Origin of the sequence: Amaricoccus macauensis, from assembly GCF_014201905.1 — a bacterium.
Lineage (GTDB): Bacteria > Pseudomonadota > Alphaproteobacteria > Rhodobacterales > Rhodobacteraceae > Amaricoccus > Amaricoccus macauensis.
The window spans coordinates 162,269-180,483 of the sequence record NZ_JACHFM010000005.1 but is presented as its reverse complement, the minus strand read 5'-3'; the positions used below and the strand labels follow the sequence as shown (position 1 = coordinate 180,483).

Annotated in this window: 12 protein-coding genes and 2 tRNA genes; 9 read left to right on the top strand and 5 right to left on the bottom strand. The window is 69.2% G+C overall.

The window, feature by feature from the left end; translation table 11 throughout:
- Positions 1-33: 33 nt before the first annotated feature.
- Positions 34-2,295 (top strand): heavy metal translocating P-type ATPase, encoded by a 2,262-nt coding sequence (locus HNP73_RS20100; RefSeq protein WP_184154357.1) that lies wholly within the window; start codon positions 34-36, stop codon positions 2,293-2,295.
- 62 nt (positions 2,296-2,357) lie between these two features.
- The gene (locus tag HNP73_RS20095; RefSeq protein WP_184154354.1) at positions 2,358-2,954 is read left to right on the top strand and encodes an excalibur calcium-binding domain-containing protein; all 597 of its coding nucleotides are present in this window, start codon (positions 2,358-2,360) and stop codon (positions 2,952-2,954) included.
- A 133-nt stretch (positions 2,955-3,087) separates the two neighbouring features.
- On the opposite strand, the gene HNP73_RS20090 is transcribed toward HNP73_RS20095, so the two are convergent.
- Both HNP73_RS20090 and HNP73_RS20085 read right to left on the bottom strand, forming a co-directional pair.
- Positions 3,088-3,162, bottom strand: a tRNA-Lys gene (locus tag HNP73_RS20090).
- Positions 3,163-3,187: 25 nt separating this feature from the next.
- A tRNA-Lys gene (locus HNP73_RS20085) sits at positions 3,188-3,263 on the bottom strand.
- 228 nt (positions 3,264-3,491) lie between these two features.
- On the opposite strand from HNP73_RS20085, the gene dapF reads away from it, so the two are divergent.
- The 4 genes from dapF (at position 3,492) to HNP73_RS20065 (ending at position 9,939) form a co-directional block, all read left to right on the top strand.
- On the top strand, positions 3,492-4,358 hold the full coding sequence (gene dapF, locus HNP73_RS20080; RefSeq protein WP_184154352.1) for a diaminopimelate epimerase: 867 nt from the start codon (positions 3,492-3,494) through the stop codon (positions 4,356-4,358).
- The gene (gene mtaB, locus HNP73_RS20075; protein ID WP_184154350.1) at positions 4,355-5,605 is read left to right on the top strand and encodes a tRNA (N(6)-L-threonylcarbamoyladenosine(37)-C(2))-methylthiotransferase MtaB; all 1,251 of its coding nucleotides are present in this window, start codon (positions 4,355-4,357) and stop codon (positions 5,603-5,605) included. The genes dapF and mtaB overlap by 4 nt, the downstream gene beginning before the upstream one ends.
- Positions 5,606-5,738: 133 nt before the next feature.
- Positions 5,739-6,845: an efflux RND transporter periplasmic adaptor subunit gene (locus HNP73_RS20070; RefSeq protein WP_184154348.1), complete on the top strand. Its 1,107-nt coding sequence runs from the start codon at positions 5,739-5,741 to the stop codon at positions 6,843-6,845.
- Between the two features lie 16 nt (positions 6,846-6,861).
- Positions 6,862-9,939 carry an efflux RND transporter permease subunit gene (locus HNP73_RS20065; RefSeq protein WP_184154346.1) on the top strand — a complete coding sequence of 1,026 codons (3,078 nt, stop codon included), beginning with the start codon at positions 6,862-6,864 and terminating at the stop codon, positions 9,937-9,939.
- Positions 9,940-10,037: 98 nt separating this feature from the next.
- On the opposite strand, the gene HNP73_RS20060 is transcribed toward HNP73_RS20065, so the two are convergent.
- Both HNP73_RS20060 and HNP73_RS20055 read right to left on the bottom strand, forming a co-directional pair.
- A complete protein-coding gene (locus HNP73_RS20060) occupies positions 10,038-10,751 on the bottom strand; it encodes a response regulator (RefSeq protein WP_184154344.1) in 714 nt (237 codons plus the stop codon).
- Positions 10,748-13,987: a PAS domain S-box protein gene (locus tag HNP73_RS20055; protein ID WP_184154341.1), complete on the bottom strand. Its 3,240-nt coding sequence runs from the start codon at positions 13,985-13,987 to the stop codon at positions 10,748-10,750. The genes HNP73_RS20060 and HNP73_RS20055 overlap by 4 nt, the downstream gene beginning before the upstream one ends.
- Before the next feature lie 181 nt (positions 13,988-14,168).
- On the opposite strand from HNP73_RS20055, the gene HNP73_RS20050 reads away from it, so the two are divergent.
- Genes HNP73_RS20050 through HNP73_RS20040 form a run of 3 tightly spaced genes read left to right on the top strand, consistent with a single transcriptional unit; the run spans position 14,169 to position 17,540 of the window.
- Positions 14,169-14,849, top strand: a complete 681-nt coding sequence (locus tag HNP73_RS20050) for a winged helix-turn-helix domain-containing protein (protein ID WP_184154338.1) — start codon at positions 14,169-14,171, stop codon at positions 14,847-14,849.
- A gap of 40 nt (positions 14,850-14,889) precedes the next feature.
- Positions 14,890-15,903, top strand: coding sequence for a ligase-associated DNA damage response exonuclease (locus HNP73_RS20045; protein WP_184154335.1), 1,014 nt, complete (start codon positions 14,890-14,892; stop codon positions 15,901-15,903).
- Entirely contained in the window at positions 15,903-17,540 is a 1,638-nt protein-coding gene (locus HNP73_RS20040) for a cisplatin damage response ATP-dependent DNA ligase (protein ID WP_184154332.1), read from the top strand. The genes HNP73_RS20045 and HNP73_RS20040 overlap by 1 nt, the downstream gene beginning before the upstream one ends.
- Here the strand turns inward: HNP73_RS20040 and HNP73_RS20035 are convergent.
- Positions 17,507-18,214, bottom strand: a complete 708-nt coding sequence (locus HNP73_RS20035; protein WP_184154329.1) for a methyltransferase family protein — start codon at positions 18,212-18,214, stop codon at positions 17,507-17,509. The two genes, HNP73_RS20040 and HNP73_RS20035, sit on opposite strands and share 34 nt — an antisense overlap.
- Position 18,215 lies beyond the last annotated feature (1 nt).

Here is an 18,215-nt window from a genome sequence, read left to right as displayed (position 1 = left end):
AACCCGCCGCCACACCTCCTGAAGGAGACCGCAATGGCCGGACACGAGACGGACCCTGCCGGGACGCTGAGCTGGAGCCTCGGCGGCATGGACTGCGCCGCCTGCGCCGCGAAGATCAAAGGCGCCGTCGAGCGGCTGCCGGGGGTATCGTCGATCAACGTCTCGGTCATGAGCGAACGGCTGACCTTGCGGCTTGATGGCACGGACACGGCGCCGGAGACGATCGAGCGGACCGTGAAGGGGCTCGGCTACACCATCGCCCGCCACGGGCCGGCACCCGGGAAGAAGGCGTTCGTCCTGCCCGGCGATGCAACGAGCGGCCCGGCCACCGCCGAGCCGTCCCCGGCCGGGACGCACCACCATGGCATGGAAACGCCCGCGGCCACGCCATGGCATGGCACGAGCAAGGGGCGGCTCGTCCTCGTGACGGGCGCGTTGCTGGCCCTCGCATGGCTCCTGCATTTCGTCGTTCCCGGTGAGATCGCGCCGTGGCTCTTCGCCGCTGCCTGCCTCGTCGGCCTCGTTCCGATTGCCCGGCGCGCATTCGCGGCGCTCCGATCCGGGCAGCCCTTCACCATCGAGGGGCTGATGACGATCGCGGGCGTCGGCGCGCTCCTGATCGGCGCGGCGGAGGAGGCCGCGCTCGTCATCTTCCTCTTCGCGGTCGGGGAGGTCCTCGAAGGCGTCGCGGCGAACCAGGCGCGCGCCTCGATCCGGGCGCTCGGCGCGCTGGTGCCGAGGACAGCTCTCATCGTCCTGGCAACCGGAGAGACCCGCACCGTCGATGCCGCAGGGCTTTCGATCGGCGACCGGGTCCTGATCCGGCCCGGCGATCGGATCCCGGCTGACGGTGTGATCGCGGAGGGCGTCTCGGGCATCGACGAGAGCCCGGTCACCGGCGAGTCCGTGCCGAAGACCAGGGGCGTGGGTGACGAGGTCTTCGCCGGCTCGATCAACACCGAGGCCGCGCTCACGGTCAGGGTGACGAAGGCGGCCGAGGACAACACCATCGCCCGCATCATCCGGCTGGTCGAGGAGGCGCAGGAGGCCCGCGCGCCCACCGAGCGCTTCATCGACCGCTTCAGCCGCTGGTACATGCCGGCGATCGTCGGGCTCGCGATCTTCGTGGCCGTGCTGCCGCCACTGGTCGCGGCCGAGCCGTGGGGCGTCTGGATCTATCGCGCTCTGGCGCTGCTCCTGATCGGCTGCCCCTGCGCCCTCGTGATTTCGGTGCCGGCCTCCATCGCCTCGGCGCTCTCGTCCGGCGCGCGGCGTGGGCTGCTGATGAAGGGCGGCGCGGTGATCGAGGCGACGGCCACCACCACGACCGTCGCCTTCGACAAGACCGGCACGCTGACCGTCGGCCGCCCGCAGGTCACCGACGTCGAGGGCCTCGCGGGCGGCGCTGACGCGGTGCTGGCGCTCGCCGCCGGAGTCGAGGCGGGGTCGTCGCACCCGCTGGCGACGGCGATCCTCGCGGAGGCCGCGCGGCGGGGCGTGGCGGCCGTACCGGCGACGGGCGCACGCGTGCTGCCCGGCCGGGGCGTCGAGGCGAGGACCGCGCTCGGCCTCGCCTATGTGACGTCACCGCGCCACGCGGGTGAACTCGGATTGCTGGACGCCGCCGCCGAGGCGCGTATCGGGACGCTCGAGGCCGAGGGCAAGACCATCGCTGTCGTCATGGACGGCGAGACGCTCCATGGCGTGATCGCGCTCCGCGACGAGCCGCGCGAGGACGCCGCCGCCGCCGTGATCGAACTCAGGGGCCTCGGCGTGCGCGCCGTGATGCTGACCGGAGACAACCGCCGGACCGCGGAGGCGATCGCCGGCACGCTCGGCATGGAGAGCGAGGCCGAGCTCCTGCCCGATGACAAGGTCGCCGCGATCCGCCGTCTTTCGGGCGCGGGCGGCCTGATGATGATCGGCGACGGCATCAACGACGCCCCCGCCCTCGCCGCCGCCACGGTCGGCATCGCCATGGGCTCGGGCACCGACGTGGCGCTGGAAACCGCCGACGGGGCGCTCCTCAGGAACCGCGTGACCGACGCCGCCGCGCTGATCCGGCTTGCGCGCGCGACCATGGGCAACATCCGCCAGAACATCGCCGTCGCCCTCGGGCTGAAGGCGGTGTTCCTCGTGACGACGGTCGCAGGCTTCACCGGCCTCTGGATCGCGATCCTCGCCGACACCGGCGCCACCGTGCTCGTCACCCTGAACGCTCTCCGGCTGCTGCGCTTCGATCCGGAGCGAGGGAGAAGGGCGGCGTCTGGCCACGCCGCGAGCATGGACCGTTAGCGAAACCGTTGCCCCGGCGGCACCGGGCGAGGCACTCTCGCGGAAACGCTCGGGAGGGGGCCATGAGGGGATGGTGTCGGCTGCTGCCTGCGGCTCTGGTTTGTGCCTGCGCGACACCGGGGCCGCCGCCGGAGTTCGCTCGCAACGCCGCGCTCGCGCAGGCCTATGCGAGCCAGTCGACCGAGGAGCTATGGCGTCGGCAGGCGACGACATCCGGTCCGCTCGAGCTGCTGATCGTCGAGGCTGAACTTGCGAACCGCGGCGAGTGGCAGAGTGGCACGAACTACATCGGGTCGCGTTCGTCGGCGTCCGTCGGAAGCTCGCGCTACGTGCGAAGCGCCGCGGAGACCGGCGACAGGGACTGCGCCGATTTTCCCACCGCCGCGGCCGCGCAGCGCCATTTCCTCGCGACGGGCGGACCGGTCTACGACCGGGACGGGCTCGATCGCGACGGGGATGGCTTCGCGTGTGAGTGGGGCGTCGAGGCAAAGGCCAACCGAGACCGATACGCCGCTCCGGTGCGTTCGAGCCACGCGCTCCTTTCGACGCCGGGGACCTGGTCCGCGTCGCAGGAATATCACCTCGGGCCACGCGGCGGCTGCTTCTATTTCACGTCGGCGGGCAACAAGCAGTACGTCGACCGCGATCTCTGCTACTGATCGTCAGGCGAACCGGGTCGGCGAGCGGACCACAGCGCCGCGCGCGATTTCCCAAGCAACCGCCTGAGCCCTCGCAATGGCTACGCCGCCCCGCGGGGCACTGTCCGTTTCGGATGGAAGGGTTGGTTTTCGCTGGTGAGCCCGGAAGGATTCGAACCTTCGACCAATTGATTAAGAGTCAACTGCTCTACCACTGAGCTACGGGCCCGACTCTGCCAGCGAGACCTTCAATCTGGTGAGCCCGACAGGATTCGAACCTGTGACCCGCTGATTAAAAGTCAGCTGCTCTACCGACTGAGCTACGGGCCCACTAGGCCGGGAGACCTATTCGGAGCGGCTTTCCCGGTCAACCCGGATTGCCGCTGCCTTCTCCCGAAAAGTGACTGTTTCCCGTGTGGCTTTCGCCGGTACAGCGGGGGCTTATTGACGGAGATCGCTGGCCCCGTCAAGGCCGGAGCCGCGCCATGGTGAAGCGAAAATGAAGCACCGCGCGGCGTCACTGGTCCGGCGTGGTTGCTTCTCCTATATACCGCCCCCATGGAAGGCGAATCCCACCGCCATCAGCGCCAGCCCCGGGACCTGCGGTTCCTCAAGATGCACGGGCTCGGCAACGACTTCGTCATCGTCGACGCCCGGCCGGGTGGCGAGGCGATGACGCCTGCGCTGGCGCGCGCGCTTGGCGACCGGCACCGCGGGGTGGGCTTCGATCAGCTTGCGGTGATCCGCAACGGCGCGGGCGTGGCGGCGGAGATCGATTTCTGGAATTCCGACGGCTCGCTGGCCGACGCCTGCGGCAATGCCACGCGCTGCGTCGCGCGGCTGCTCATGACGGAGTCCGGGCAGACGGCGCTCGATCTCAGGACCGGGCGCGGGGTGCTTCGGGCCGAGGATGCCGGGGACGGGTTGACGCGGGTGAACATGGGGCCGCCGGTGCTCGACTGGCAGGCGGTGCCGCTGGCGCGCGAGGTGGATCTCGACGCGCTGCCGATCGAGACGCCGCTTGGCGTGCTGCCCGGTGCGGCCGGCATGGGCAATCCGCACTGCGTCTTCGTGGTACCGGACGCCGAGGCGGTCGACCTGGCCGCGCTCGGGCCGCAGGTCGAGCACGATCCGCTTTACCCTGAGAGGACCAACGTCGAGGTGGTGCAGATCCTTGATCGCGAGACGATCCGCATGCGGGTCTGGGAGCGCGGCGGGATGATCACGCTCGCCTGCGGCTCGGGGGCCTGCGCGGCGGCGGTCGTGACGGCGCGGCGCGGACTGACGGGGCGCGGTGTGACGGTGCGGCTTGACGGCGGCGATCTGCGCATCGACTGGCGCGACGACGGGGTCTGGATGACCGGGCCGACGACGCTGGTCTTCGAGGGGCGGCTCTCGCACGAGTTCTTGGACGCCCTGGCATGAGCGCCCCGGTCTTTTCCACCATGGGTTGCCGGCTCAACGCCTACGAGACCGAGGCGATGAAGGGTCTCGCCGAGGCGGCGGGGGTCGGCGATGTGGTGGTGGTGAACAGCTGCGCCGTCACCGCCGAAGCGGTCCGGCAGGCGCGCCAGCAGATCCGCAGGCTCGCCCGGCAGAACCCCGGCGCCAGGGTGGTGGTGACCGGCTGCGCCGCCCAGACCGATCCGGCGGCGTTCGCGGCAATGCCCGAGGTCGATCATGTGCTCGGCAATGCCGAGAAGCTGCGGCCTGCCGCGTGGGCTCGCCTCCGGGATGGTGAGACGGGCGTCGACGTGGGCGACATCATGGCCGAGCGCGAGAGCCCGGCGCCGATCGTCGACGGGCTGGGCACCCGGGCGCGGGCCTATGTGCAGGTGCAGAACGGCTGCGACCATCGCTGCACCTTCTGCATCATCCCTTACGGCCGGGGAAACTCGCGCAGCGTGCCGGCGGCGACGGTGATCGAGCAGATCACGCGGCTGGTCGATCGCGGTTTCAACGAGGTGGTGCTGACCGGGGTCGATCTGACGAGCTGGGGCGCCGATCTCGACGGCGAGCCGAAGCTCGGCGATCTGGTGGCGGCGATCCTCGCGCGGGTGCCGGATCTGCCGCGCCTCCGGCTTTCGTCGATCGATTCGGTCGAGGCCGACCCGCGGCTGGTGGAGACGATCGCCGGCGAGGCGCGGCTGATGGCGCATCTGCATCTGTCGTTGCAGGCAGGTGACAATCTGATCCTGAAGCGCATGAAGCGGCGGCACCTGCGTGATGACGCCATCGCCTTCTGCACCGCGATCCGGGCGGCACGGCCGGACGTGGTATTCGGCGGCGACATCATCGCCGGTTTCCCGACAGAGACCGAGGCGATGTTCGAGAATTCGCTGCGGCTCGTGGAGGAATGCGGGCTGACCTGGCTGCACGTCTTTCCGTTCAGCCCGCGGAGCGGCACCCCGGCGGCGCGGATGCCGCAGGTGGCGCAGGAGGCGATCCGCGAGCGGGCGGCGCGCCTTCGGGCGCTCGGCGCCGCGCGGGTCGAGGCGCATCTCGCAGGGATGGCGGGGCGGCGGGTCGAGCTGCTGATGGAGAAGCCGGACCTCGGCCGCACCGAGGGGTTTGCCCAGACGCGGCTCGCCGGCACGTGGCGTCCGGGCGCCGTGGTGCCGGCCCGCATCACCGGTCGCGAGGCCGGCTTCCTGCTCGCCGAAGCGGCCTGACCCCGCGTCACGCCCGGCCCTCTCAGGGTTGACTTTCCTGCCGCTCTCACACTTTTGTGCCCAATGTGTTGCGCGGGAAACCGTGCGCCGGGGGGAGCCGTCTTGTGCGGCTGGGACTTGGAGACCAATCCGCATGTGGAGGCGCCTGATTATCGCGCTCGTCGCTCTCGTCATTCTCGTTGGCGGGATTGTCGGCTTCAACCTGTTTAAAGAAAAGGCAATTGGTGAATATTTTGCCAGCATGAAACCGCCGCCGGTCACGGTTTCCGTGGTCGAGGCGGAACCCGTGACGTGGAAGCCCGGTTTCGAGGCGATCGGCACCGCGCTTGCGGCGCAGGGCGTGAGCCTCGCGTCCGAAACGAGCGGCATCGTCAAGGAGATCCTCTTCAACCCGAACGACAAGGTCGAGGCCGGCCAGCGCCTCGTGCAGCTCGACGATGCGGTGGAGTCGGCCGATCTCGCAGCCTCGCAGGCCGAACTCGAACTCGCCCAGACCCAGCTCGAGCGCCAGCGCACGCTGCGTGAGCGCGGGGTGACGGCGATCAACGATCTCGACGTGGCGCAGGCCAGTGCCTCCAGCTCGCAGGCGCAGGTGCTGAAGCTGACGGCCGTCATGAACCAGAAGAGCCTCGAGGCGCCGTTTGCCGGGGTGATCGGTATCGCGCAGATCGACGTGGGCGAGTTCGTCCCGGCCGGCACCGTCTTCGCGACGCTGCAGGACCTCGACAACATGCGGGTGGATTTCTCGCTGCCCGAGCAGCAGATCACGCAGGTGAAGATCGGAATGCCCGTCGCCGCGACGAGCGAGGTGGGCGATCTGGAGCTGCGTGGCAAGATCATCGCGATCGAGCCGAAGATCGACCAGAACAGCCGCCTCGTCACCCTGCGCGCCCAGCTCGACAACCCCGGGCAGAGCCTGAACCCGGGTCAGTTCATCCGCGTCTGGGTCGAGCTTCCCGAGGAGCAGGGCGTGATGGCGCTGCCGCAGACGGTGGTGACCTCGAACCTCTACGGCGACTCGGTCTTCGTGGTGCGCACCGAGGGCGAGGGAGATCAGGCGAAGCAGACGGTGGAGCAGGTCTTCGTGAAGACCGGGCGCCGCTCGGGCGAACTCGTGGAGATCAGGGAAGGGATTTCGGCTGGCGACGAGGTGGTGAGCGCCGGGCAGAACCGGCTGACGAGCGGTGCCTCGGTGAAGATCGACAACACGGTCAACCCGCTGCCCGCGGCAGCCAACTGACGCGGGGGGCGGGTCGATGCATTTCAGTGAACTCTTCATCCGCAGGCCCGTGCTTTCCACGGTGCTCGCGGCCTTCATCCTGCTGATCGGCATCTACGGGATCGTCAACCTCAAGGTGCGCGAGTACCCGGAGGTCGAGGAGACCGTGGTCACCGTCACCACGACCTATCGCGGCGCGCAGCCCGACCTGATCCAGGGCTTCATCACCGCGCCGATCGCCGCCGCCGTGGCGACGACTGAGAACATCGACTACGTGTCCTCCCAGTCGACGCCGTCGGCGAGTGTCGTCAGCGTCCACATGAAGCTCGGGTCCAATCCGGACGTGGCGCTGACCGAGGTTCTCTCCAAGGTTCAGGGCGTGCGGGGCAAGCTGCCAGACGAGGCGGACGATCCGGTGATCGTCAAGGGCACGGGCATGCAGTTCGCGCTCATGTACCTCGCCGCCGTCAACCCGAACATGACGCCGGAGCAGCTGACCGAATATCTCGACCGGGTGATCCGGCCGCGGATGTCGACGATCGAGGGCGTTGCCGAGATCCAGATCATCGGCGCGTCGAACTACACCATGCGGGTCTGGATCGATCCGCTGGCGCTCGCGGCGCGCAACGTCACCGCGACGGAGGTCCTGCAGGCGATCCAGGCGTCGAACTTCCTCGCGGCACCCGGCAAGACCGAGAACGAATACGTTCTGCACAACATCAACATGCAGACGACGCTGCAGACGCCCGAGGCGTTCGGGACGTTGCCGCTCCGATCCGAGGACGGCAACGTGGTGCGGCTGCGGGATGTGGCGCGCATCGAACTGGCCGCGGACGAGCCCGAGGCGGTCGTCACGTTCAACTCCAGGCCGGGGACATTCATCGGCGTCTTCCCGACGCCGGCCGCCAACCCGCTCGACACCGCGTCCGCGGTGGTGAAGGAACTGCCGGCAATCAACTCGGCCCTGCCGCAGGGGATGTCGATCGAGCTTGTCTACGACTCGACCGAGACCATCAGCGCGTCGATCAAGGAAGTGTTCAAGACGATCGCCGAGGCGGTCGCGATCGTCGTCGTCGTCATCCTGCTCTTCCTCGGCTCGTTCCGGTCGGTCCTGATGCCGGTTGCGACGATTCCGTTGTCGTTGATCGGTGTCTGCGCCGTGCTGCTCGCCCTCGGGTACTCGATCAACCTGCTCACATTGCTGGCCATGGTGTTGGCCATCGGGCTTGTGGTCGACGACGCGATCGTCGTGGTCGAGAACATCCACCGACACATGGAAGAGGGATTGCCGCCACTCGAGGCGGCAATCGTCGGCATGAAGGAAATCACCGGGCCGGTGGTGGCGATGACGCTCACCCTCGCGGCGGTGCTGGCGCCGCTCGGCTTCACCGGCGGCCTCACGGGTGCGCTGTTCCGGGAGTTTGCCTTCGCCCTCGCCGGGGCGGTGGTGATCTCGGGCATCGTGGCGCTGACGATCACGCCCACCATGGCGGCGCGGCTCCTGGTCCACGGCAAGGTCAGCCGGTTCCAGTCGTTCGTCGACCGCACCTTCGACCGGGTGGCGAACTGGTACGAGCGGCGGGTGTCGAGCTCGCTCGACTATCGGCCGGTGACGCTTCTCGTCGTGGTGGCGTTGCTCGGGGCGACGTTCTTCATGTTCACCCGGACGACCTCCGAGCTGGCGCCGGAGGAGGATCAGGGCGCGCTGTTCTCGGTGCTGAATGGCCCGCGCTATGCGACGCTCGATTACACCAAGCTCTTCACCGACCGCATCTCGGAGCTGACCCGCGGCATCGAGGAGGTGAAAACCGAGTTCTCCATCGCCGGCATCAACCGGCAGGCGAACTCCGGCTTCTACATCTGGGTGATGAAGGACTGGGCCGACCGCAGCCGGTCGCAGGCTGAAATCCAGCAGGACATCCAGGCGCGGCTCGCGGAACAGACCGGCGTCGAGGCCTTCGTCTTCGCGCCACCGACACTGCCCGGCGCGGGTGGCGGCCTGCCGATCTCGGTGGTGATCCAGTCGATCCACGACCCTGACCGCGTGGTCGAGGTGGCCGACGAGGTGAAGGCCAAGGCGCAGGCGTCCGGGCGCTTCATCGTGGTGCAGAACTCCATGTCGTTCGACGCGCCTGAAGTGCGGCTGACGATCGACCGGGAGCGCGCGGCGGCGCTGAACGTGCCGGTGAGCGACATCGGCAACACGCTGAGCCTTCTGGTCGGCGGCGGCTCGATCGGCCAGTTCGACCGGGACTCGAACAGCTACGACATCATCACGCAGGTCCCGCGCCAGTTCCGGGACAACCCGGAGAGCCTCGGGCAGTTCTTCGTCCGGGCGGCGACCGGCGAGATGGTGCCCCTGAGTTCGCTCGTGCGCATCGAGACGACGGCGAACGCGGTGGCGATCGAGCAGTTCAATCAGCTGAACTCGGCGACGATCTCGGCCCTGCCGCTGCCGGGTGTGACGACGGGCGACGGGCTTGCGGAGCTGCAGCGGATCATCGGCGAGACGATGCCGGAAGGCTTCTTCATCGAGTATTCCGACCAATCGCGGCTCGAGGTGCAGCAAGGCAACACGATCATGATCGCCTTCGTCCTCGCCATCGTCGTGATCTACCTGGTGCTCGCGGCACAGTTCGAGAGCTTCCGCGATCCGTTCATCATCCTGATGTCGGTACCGCTGTCGATCTTCGGCGCGGTGCTGCCGCTGAACCTCGGGCTCGGGACGCTGAACATCTACACGCAGGTCGGATTGATCACGCTGATCGGGCTCATCACCAAACACGGCATTCTTCTGGTGGAGTTCGCCAACCAGCAGCGTGAGGATCACGGTCTCTCCAAGCGTGACGCGATCGTCGCGGCGGCGAAGATCCGGCTTCGTCCTATCCTGATGACCACGGCGGCCATGGCGCTCGCGGTGGTGCCGCTGATCATCGCCGAAGGCGCGGGCGCCGCGGCGCGGTACTCCATGGGCCTCGTGATCTTCTGCGGGCTTCTGATCGGCACCGGCTTCACGCTCTTCGTCGTGCCGATGTTCTACACGCTGATCTCGCCGGAGCATCACTCGGTGCGACCGGGGCATGAGCATCCCGAGCACGAGCCGCACCCGGCGTAACGGGTGACGGCACGGAAATCGAACCGGCCGCGGGGGCAACCCTCCGCGGCCGGTTTGCTTTTCGGTCCCTGAGATCGGATGGGGGCGCCGCGGAGGCGTCAGGCGTCCGGGTCGTAGAGGTAGCCCTCGCCGTGCACGGTGCGGAGCGTTTTCGGCGCGCGGGCGTCCTCGCCGATCTTGGCGCGCAGTCGGGTGATGCGGATGTCGATCGACCGGTCTCCGGGCTCAAGCGGGCGGCCGTGGGCGAGTTCGGAAAGCCGTGCCCGGCTCAGGATCTGCCGGGGGTGCCGGGTGAAGACGTCGAGCAGATCGAACTCCATGGCGGTAAGTGCGATGCTGCGACCTTCGGCGTCACGCAGGCAACGGGCCCTGAGGTCGAAAGTGCAGGCACCCATCGGCGTCGGCCGGAACGAAACCTCGGGAGCGGCGGCGAGGGGACCGGGTTCCAGTCGGCGAAGGACCGCGCGGACGCGCGCGAGCAATTCGCGAGGCTCGAACGGCTTTTCCATGAAGTCGTCGGCCCCGGCGTGCAGGCCGTCGAGTCGGGTTTCGAGGGTGCCGACCCCGGTCAGCATGATCACGCCAGCCGCCAGCCCGTCGGCGCGGAGCCGGGCGAGCGCGGCCAGACCGTTCTCGCCGGGCATGTTGATGTCGAGAACGATCACGTCGGCCGGTGCCGCGGCAAGCCTCGCCCCCAGTTCGACCGCGTCCGCCGCAGTCGTGACCTCGAACCCCTGCATCTCGAGGTAGTCTGCCAGCATCGCCCGCAGGTCGGGTTCGTCATCAGCGACGAGGATGCGCGGTCGGGTCATTCGGCGGCGATCCCGGAAATGCGGCGGTGAACTTCGGAGGCGAGCGCGCCGAGGTCGAGCGGCTTTTCGAAGACCGGCAGGCCGATGCCGCCGGCGCGCGCGCCGAGATCGCTGCCGAGCGCGTCGCCGGTGATCATCAGGATGCGGCCGGCCATCGCCGGCCATCGCCGATGGATCTCGCGGGCAAGGGCCGTGCCGTCCATGTCCGGCATCCGCAGGTCGCTCACCACCAGATCAATGCCACCCTGTTCGATCGCGGCAAGCGCCCGGCGGCCGCTGGTGGCGGTCGCGACGCTGAGGCCGTCCCTTGTCAGCCGCTCGGCGAGAAGCGCCGCGATCTCGGGCTCGTCGTCCACGACAAGGACCCGGCCACGCCCGGGCTCGGAGGCGGCGTCCGCGGGGCGGAGCACCGCGCCCTCGGTCGAGCGCGGCAGGCGCAGGCGGAAGCGCGCGCCCGAGCCCGGCGCCGTGTCAAGCTCGATGCGCCCACCGTGGGCTTCGAGGATGCCGTGACAGACCGAAAGCCCCACCCCGGTGCCGACACCTTGCGGTTTCGTGGTGAAGAATGGCTCGAACACGCGCTTCGCCACGTCGGGCGTCATGCCGGGGCCGTTGTCGGCGACTTCGAGCACCACCTCACCGCCTTCCTCCCATGCGTGGAGGTGCAGCTGGCGGGGTGCCTGGGCGCCGATGAGCGCCTGCTGTGCGTTGACGACGAGGTTCACCACCACCTGGTGCAGTTGGTCGGCGTCGGCGTGGACCGGGGCGAGGTCCGGGGCGATCTCGACGTTCACCGCCACATCGGCGCTGCTGAGGCCATAGGCGGCCAGATCGAGTGCGCCGAGCACCACCTCGCCGAGCGCCACGGCCTCGCGGCGCGGGGGCCGCGACCGGGCCATGGCGAGAAAGGTGCGCACGATCCGGGCGCAGCGCTCGGCAGCCGCGTGGATCTTCTCGATGCGGACCCGGGTGCCGTCTTCGACCTCCATCTCGCGCAGCATCGAGCAGTAGCCGACCACCACCGACAGCGGGTTGTTGAGCTCGTGGGCTACCCCGGCCAGCAATGCGCCGAGGGCGGTCAGCTTTTCGCTCTGGTGCAGCGCCTCGCGGGAGCGCGCCACTTCGGTCTGGGCAGTGCGCAGCGCCGACAGGTCGACCGAGGTGGTGACGATGGCCGGCTCACCCTCGAAGACGATCGGCCGCGAGGTGAGCGACACCGGCACCTCGCGGCCGTCAACGCGGCAGAGGGTGACCTCGAAGTCCGTTACCTCGCGGCCCGCCGCAAGCTCGCCATAGAGCCAGTCGCGGGTCGCGGGGTCGGGATAGAGCACGCTGCGATCGAAGCCGGTGAGATCCGTGCCCTCGAGGCCGTAAAGCCGGCGATAGGGCTCGTTGACGAAGAGCAGCTTGCGGTCGGACAGCCGGGCGATGTTCATCGGCACGGGGTTTGCCGCGTTGATCGCGTTCAGCCGCGCCTCGGAGGCGCGCAGCGCCGCTTCGGTGTCCCGCAGGTCGGTGATGTCCACGGTGGCGACCAGCATGGCGTCGCGGCCGGCCCAGACGATGCGGGTCGCCGACATGACCGCCTTGATCCGCCGGCCGTTGCGCATCAGCAGGTCCACATCCATCGCCCGGGCCGAGCCGTCCAGCAGCATCCGCGCGCGAAGCTGCTCGCGCTGGCCGAGGTCCGCCCAGACGTCGAGCAGGTTGTCGACTTCCGTGCCGTGCGGGATGCCGAAGATCGCCCGGGCGCGCGGGTTGAGATAGAGGGTGTGGGCGCTGTCGATCTCGCTGATGACGAGGCCCACCGGCACGCTTTCGGCCAGGGTGCGGAACTGCGCCTCGCGCTCGGCCAACGCCCGCTCGACTTCGGTCCGCGCGGCTTCTGCGAGTTTCCGGTCGGTGATCTCGCGGCCGATGCACTGGACCTCGATGAGGCGGCCCTCGCTGTCGAAGATGCCGGTGTGGGTCCAGTTCTCCCAGTGGATCGAGCCGTCCGGGTGGCGGGCGCGGAGTTCGAGCGTCTGGGTCGGCTGGCCGGCCGTGATCTTCTGCATGTGCGCGCGGAAGGCTGGCTGGTCCTCCGGCAGCACGAGGTCCACGTCGCGGATGCCCTGGCGCCGCATCTCCGCGAAGGTCGTGCCGATGTAGCGCTCCGCCGCGTCGTTCATGAAGGTCCAGTTTCCGCCCGGATCGACGCGGGCCAGAATCTCGGTCTGGGTGTCGACGACCGCGCGGTATCGCGCCTCGCTCGCCGCGAGCGCCCGGGCGGCGGCGCGCGCCTCGGTCACGTCACGCTTCACCGCGACGTAGTGGGTGATGACGCCGGCGTCGTCACGCAGCGGCGCGATGGTGGTCTCCTGTTCGATCAGGTGGCCGTCGCGGTGGCGGTTGACGATGGTGCCCTGCCACGGGCGGCCGGCTTCGAGATCGCGTCGCATCGCGTCGAAGAATTCCGGCGGCTGCGCGCCGCTCGCAAGCACATGCTGCGGCTCGCGGCCGAGCACCTCCTCGGGCGCGTAGCCGGTCGTGGTCTCGAAGGCGTGGTTCACGTACGTGAAGCCGTGGCTGGCGCTGGTGATCTCCACCGGATCCGCCGCCTGCTCGACCGCAAGCGCCAGCAGGCGCAACTGGGCCGCGCGGCTCCGCTCCTCGGTGATGTCGGTCGTCAGGATCACCCGCCCGCCGTCGGGGGTGCAGTTCTCGCGGATCCTGAGCCACCGGCCATCGGCGATGCGGTGCACATGCTCGTTCTTGCCCCGCTGGCGCAGGGCCAGGCGGTTTTCGAGGAACGCCGGGCCCATCTCCTCGTGGTAGATCGGCCCGTGGCAGATGCCCTCGCGCAGCCAGTCCTCGAACGGGCGGCCGAGGGCGAGGCCGTCGCGGAGCGGTTCGACCAGATGGTCGGGATAGCGGGCGTTGAAATAGGCGATGTGGTCGTCGCGATCGAGGATGACGAGCCCGTCGGGCAGCGCCTCGGCTGCGGCGAGCAGGCGGGCTTCCGAGAGCTGGAGCCGGCGGATCCAGCGACCGGCGACGCGGGCGACGTACCAGACCGAGCCGGCTGCGACGATGAAGATTAGGGCGAATGGAACGGCATCGCGGGGCTCGGCGCGGACGGTCAGGAGACCGCAGACCGCGATGAGCAGCAGAAGCGCGCAGGCCACTGTCCGGACCGCGCGGATTTCGCCAAGGTTGCGTTGATTGGCCGTGCCCGGCGCCGGCGACTCGTGCATCGTGACCATATCGTCCCCGTGGCCCTTCCCGCGGCGATCCCCACAGCGTCCGACGTTTCCCCCGGGCGGTCGCGGGTCCGCCCTGTCGTCCGCTGGCCGATACCGTGTCGTGGCGCGGTTTCGCACCTTTGCCAAGTCCGGCGGTGATTGTATCAAGTATCCCACAGATCGGGGAGCGAGCATGGCGCGGATCGCGGTCGTCGATGATGAGGTTGATGTGCGCGAGATGCTCGCCGACTACCTCGGCTCGATCGGGCACGAGGTGGTGACGGCGGGCGACGGCGCGGGGCTTGAAGGGCTTCTTGCCAACGGCGACGCGCCGGCGCTTTTCGTGCTCGACGTGGGACTTCCGGGGCAGGATGGCCTGGAACTGGCCCGGATGCTGCGCGGTCGGCTCGATCCCGGAATCGTCATGCTGACCGGCGCGGGGGATCTGGTGGACCGGGTCGTCGGGCTGGAGATCGGAGCCGACGACTACATCGCGAAGCCGGTGGCACTGCCGGAGCTTGCCGCCCGAATCGAGGCGGTGCTGCGCCGCCGCCGCCCCGTGGTCGCGGTGGAGGGCCTGCCGTTCGGCACCTACCGGCTCGATCTCCGCGCCTTTCGACTGGTCGACGGCGCCGGGCGGCCGGTGGACCTGAGCCCGATGGAGGTCGATCTCGTCGCGGCGTTCGCCACCAACCCCGGGAAGGTGCTGGGCCGCGACGACCTGATGCGCCTCGCACCACCGCGCGATGACGACAGCAACGACCGCTCGATCGACCACCGCGTGACGCGGCTTCGCCGCAAGCTCGAGGACGACCCCGAGCACCCGCAGCTGGTGAAGACCGTGCGCGGCATGGGCTACGTCTTTCCCGGCTGACCGGCATGGACCCGGAGGCGGCGCGGGCTACACCAGATCCATGCGCCCCGCGGATCTCCTCCAGTCGCGGCCCGAAGGCCTCTACTGCCCACCGGGCGACTTCTTCATCGACCCGGTCCGGCCGGTCGCCCGCGCACTCGTCACCCACGCTCATTCCGATCACGCCACCTCCGGCCACGGCGCCGTGCTTGCCACGCGCGAGACCCTCGACATCATGGCGATCCGCATGGGGGAGGGGTTCGCAGGCAGCGTGCAGCCCCTGCGCTACGGCGAACGGGTCGCGATCGGCGAGGTTGCCACGACCTTTCACCCCGCGGGTCACGTCCTCGGCTCGGCGCAGATCGAGGTGGAGCGCGGTGGTTTTCGCATCGTGGCGGCCGGCGACTACAAGCGCACGCCCGACCCGACCTGTGCGGCCTTCGAGCCGGTCAGGGGCGACGTCTTCATCACCGAGGCGACCTTTGGCCTGCCGGTCTTTCGCCATCCCGAGCCCCTCGCCGAGGCGGGCAGGCTTCTGCAGTCCCTCACGCAGTTTCCCGAGCGCACGCATCTCATCGGGGTCTATGCCCTCGGCAAGGCGCAGCGGCTGATCGCGCTGCTGCGTGCCGCCGGTCACGACGGGCCGATCTTCGTGCATGGGGCGCTCCGCCGGCTCTGCGACTACTACGCCGAGCGCGGCGTTGCGCTGGGAGACCTTCCCGACGCCACCATCGAGCGCGGCCGGTCGCGCGACTTCGCCGGCCAGATCGTGCTTGGCCCGCCATCAGCCTTCGCCAGCGCCTGGGTCCGCCGCTTCGCCGACCCGCTGATCGGCTTTGCCTCCGGCTGGATGCAGGTGCGCGCCCGCGCCCGGCAGCGCGGCGTGGAGCTGCCGCTCGTCATCTCCGACCACTGCGACTGGACCGAGCTGACCACGACAATCGACGAACTCGACCCGACCGAGGTGTGGGTCACCCACGGTCGTGAGGAGGCGTTGGTCCGCTGGTGCAGCCTCACCGGGCGGCCGGCCCGTCCGCTGCATCTGGTGGGCTACGAGGACGAGGCGGAGGACTGATGCGCCGCTTCGCCGACCTGCTCGAACGCCTCGCCTTCACGCCGGCACGCAACGGCAAGTTGCGGCTCATCGTCGACTACCTGCGCGAGGCGCCCGACCCGGATCGCGGCTGGGGCATCGCGGCCATCACCCGCGACCTGAAGCTCGACGCGGTGAAGCCCGCGCTGCTGCGGTCGCTGGCGACGGAGCGGGTGGACGCGGAGCTTTTCGCGCTGTCCTACGATTTCGTCGGCGATCTGGCCGAGACCGTCGCGCTGATCTGGCCGCCGGCGCCTGGGCTGCCAACGCCCATGCCGGCCTCGGACCCGAGCCTTGGTGAGGTGATAGACACGCTCCACGCCGCATCGCGCCGGGAGGCGCCGCAGGTGGTCGAGCGCCTGCTTGACCGGCTTGGCGGTTCGGAGCGCTACGCGCTCCTGAAACTCGTGACCGGCGGCCTGCGCGTCGGCGTCTCCGCCCGGCTCGCGAAGCAGGCACTCGCGGATTTCGGCGGTGTCGACGTGACGGAAATCGAGGAACTGTGGCACGGTCTGGCTCCGCCCTACCAGCCGCTCTTCGCCTGGCTCGACGGCGACGGCGAGAAGCCGGTCTCTGCCGCCGCGGCGCCGTTTCGACCGGTCATGCTTGCCCACGCGCTCGGGGAACGCGACTTGGACCGGATGGCCCCGGGCGATTTCGTGGCGGAATGGAAGTGGGACGGCATCCGTGTGCAGGCGGTGAGCGAGGCGGGTGGCCGGCGCCTCTACTCCCGCACCGGGGACGATATCTCCGGTGCGTTTCCCGATCTGGTGGCGGCGCTCGACTTCGATGCCGCGATCGACGGCGAGCTTCTGGTCCGGCGCCCCAATGGGTCGATTGCCACCTTCTCCGACCTGCAGCAGCGGTTGAACCGCAAGACGGTGAGCGCGGCGCAGCTTCGCCGTTACCCCGCGCACCTGCGCGCCTACGATCTGTTGCAGGCGGATGGACGCGATCTCAGACCCGAGCCGTTCGAAACCCGGCGCGCGGCGCTCGAGGCGTTGTCCGCCCGCCTCGATCCCGGCCGCTTCGATCTCTCGCCGCTCCTCCCCGTGGAGAGCTGGGAGGATCTGGCCCGGCTTCGCGCCGCGCCGCCTGATCCGGTGATCGAGGGGGTGATGCTGAAGCGCCGCGACTCGCCCTACGTTCCCGGCCGGCCGAAGGGGCTCTGGTTCAAGTGGAAGCGCGATCCGCACGTGATCGACGCGGTGCTGATGTACGCCCAGCGTGGCCACGGCAAGCGATCGGGTTACTACTCGGATTACACCTTCGGGCTGTGGACCAGCGATGGCAGTCTGGCGCCGGTCGGCAAGGCATACTTCGGCTTCACCGACGAGGAGCTGGAGCAGATCGACCGCTGGGTCCGGGCCAACACCACCGAGCGGTTCGGACCCGTGCGCGCGGTGCGCGCGGAGCCGGATCATGGACTGGTGCTCGAGGTGGCGTTCGAGGGCCTCGCCCGCTCGACGCGCCACCGCTCAGGCGTTGCCATGCGCTTCCCGCGGATTTCCCGGCTGCGCTGGGACAAGCCGCCCGGCGAGGCCGATACGCTGGAAACGCTCGAGGCGCTGCTTCCCGAGCCGCCTCAGGGCTTGGGGTCGTCAAGAAGTCCGGCCTGACGGCCAATGAGCGAGAACCCGGCTCCGGCAATCGCCGCGGCGAGAAGCAACATCAGGCCGATGTCATCCATCGGCTCGTCGCCGAAATGATCGGACAGCGCGGCGATCGCCGCGAGCGCGGCGGTGACGCCGAACCAGACCAGCGGCTCGCGGCGCATGACGGCGCGCAGGCTGAACCGGGCGGCGGGCGGGCGCCATGAGGTCAGACGCGGCAGGAACACGGGCGTCAGCGTCGCCCAGCCGACGAACACCATCCCGAAGCGACGGAAGAGACGCGCTTCCTCGGCGAGGATCGTGCGCTCGTAGTAGACCGCGAGCCACAGGGCGAAGGCGATGCCGAGGATCACGTCCTGCGTGAAGAGCATGATCCCGACCATGACCAGGCTGTTCGCGAAGTAGATCGGGTTGCGCGAGACGGAGTAGAATCCGCTTGCGTCGAGCCTGTCGCGCATCAGTGGATGGCAGGCTGCCATTCCGGCGCGGATCCCGAGCCCGGTCAGTACCAGCGCGAGGCAGACGGTCTCGTAGATTGATCCCCAGTGCGAGCCAAGCCGTGCCTCGATCGGCTCAGCGCGAGATGCCGCCAGAAACACCAGCGGAACGAACCCAAGTAACCCAAGCCAACGCCATACCGCGGGATGCGGCGTGCGCCGCATCCTCTCGCTGAGGAACATG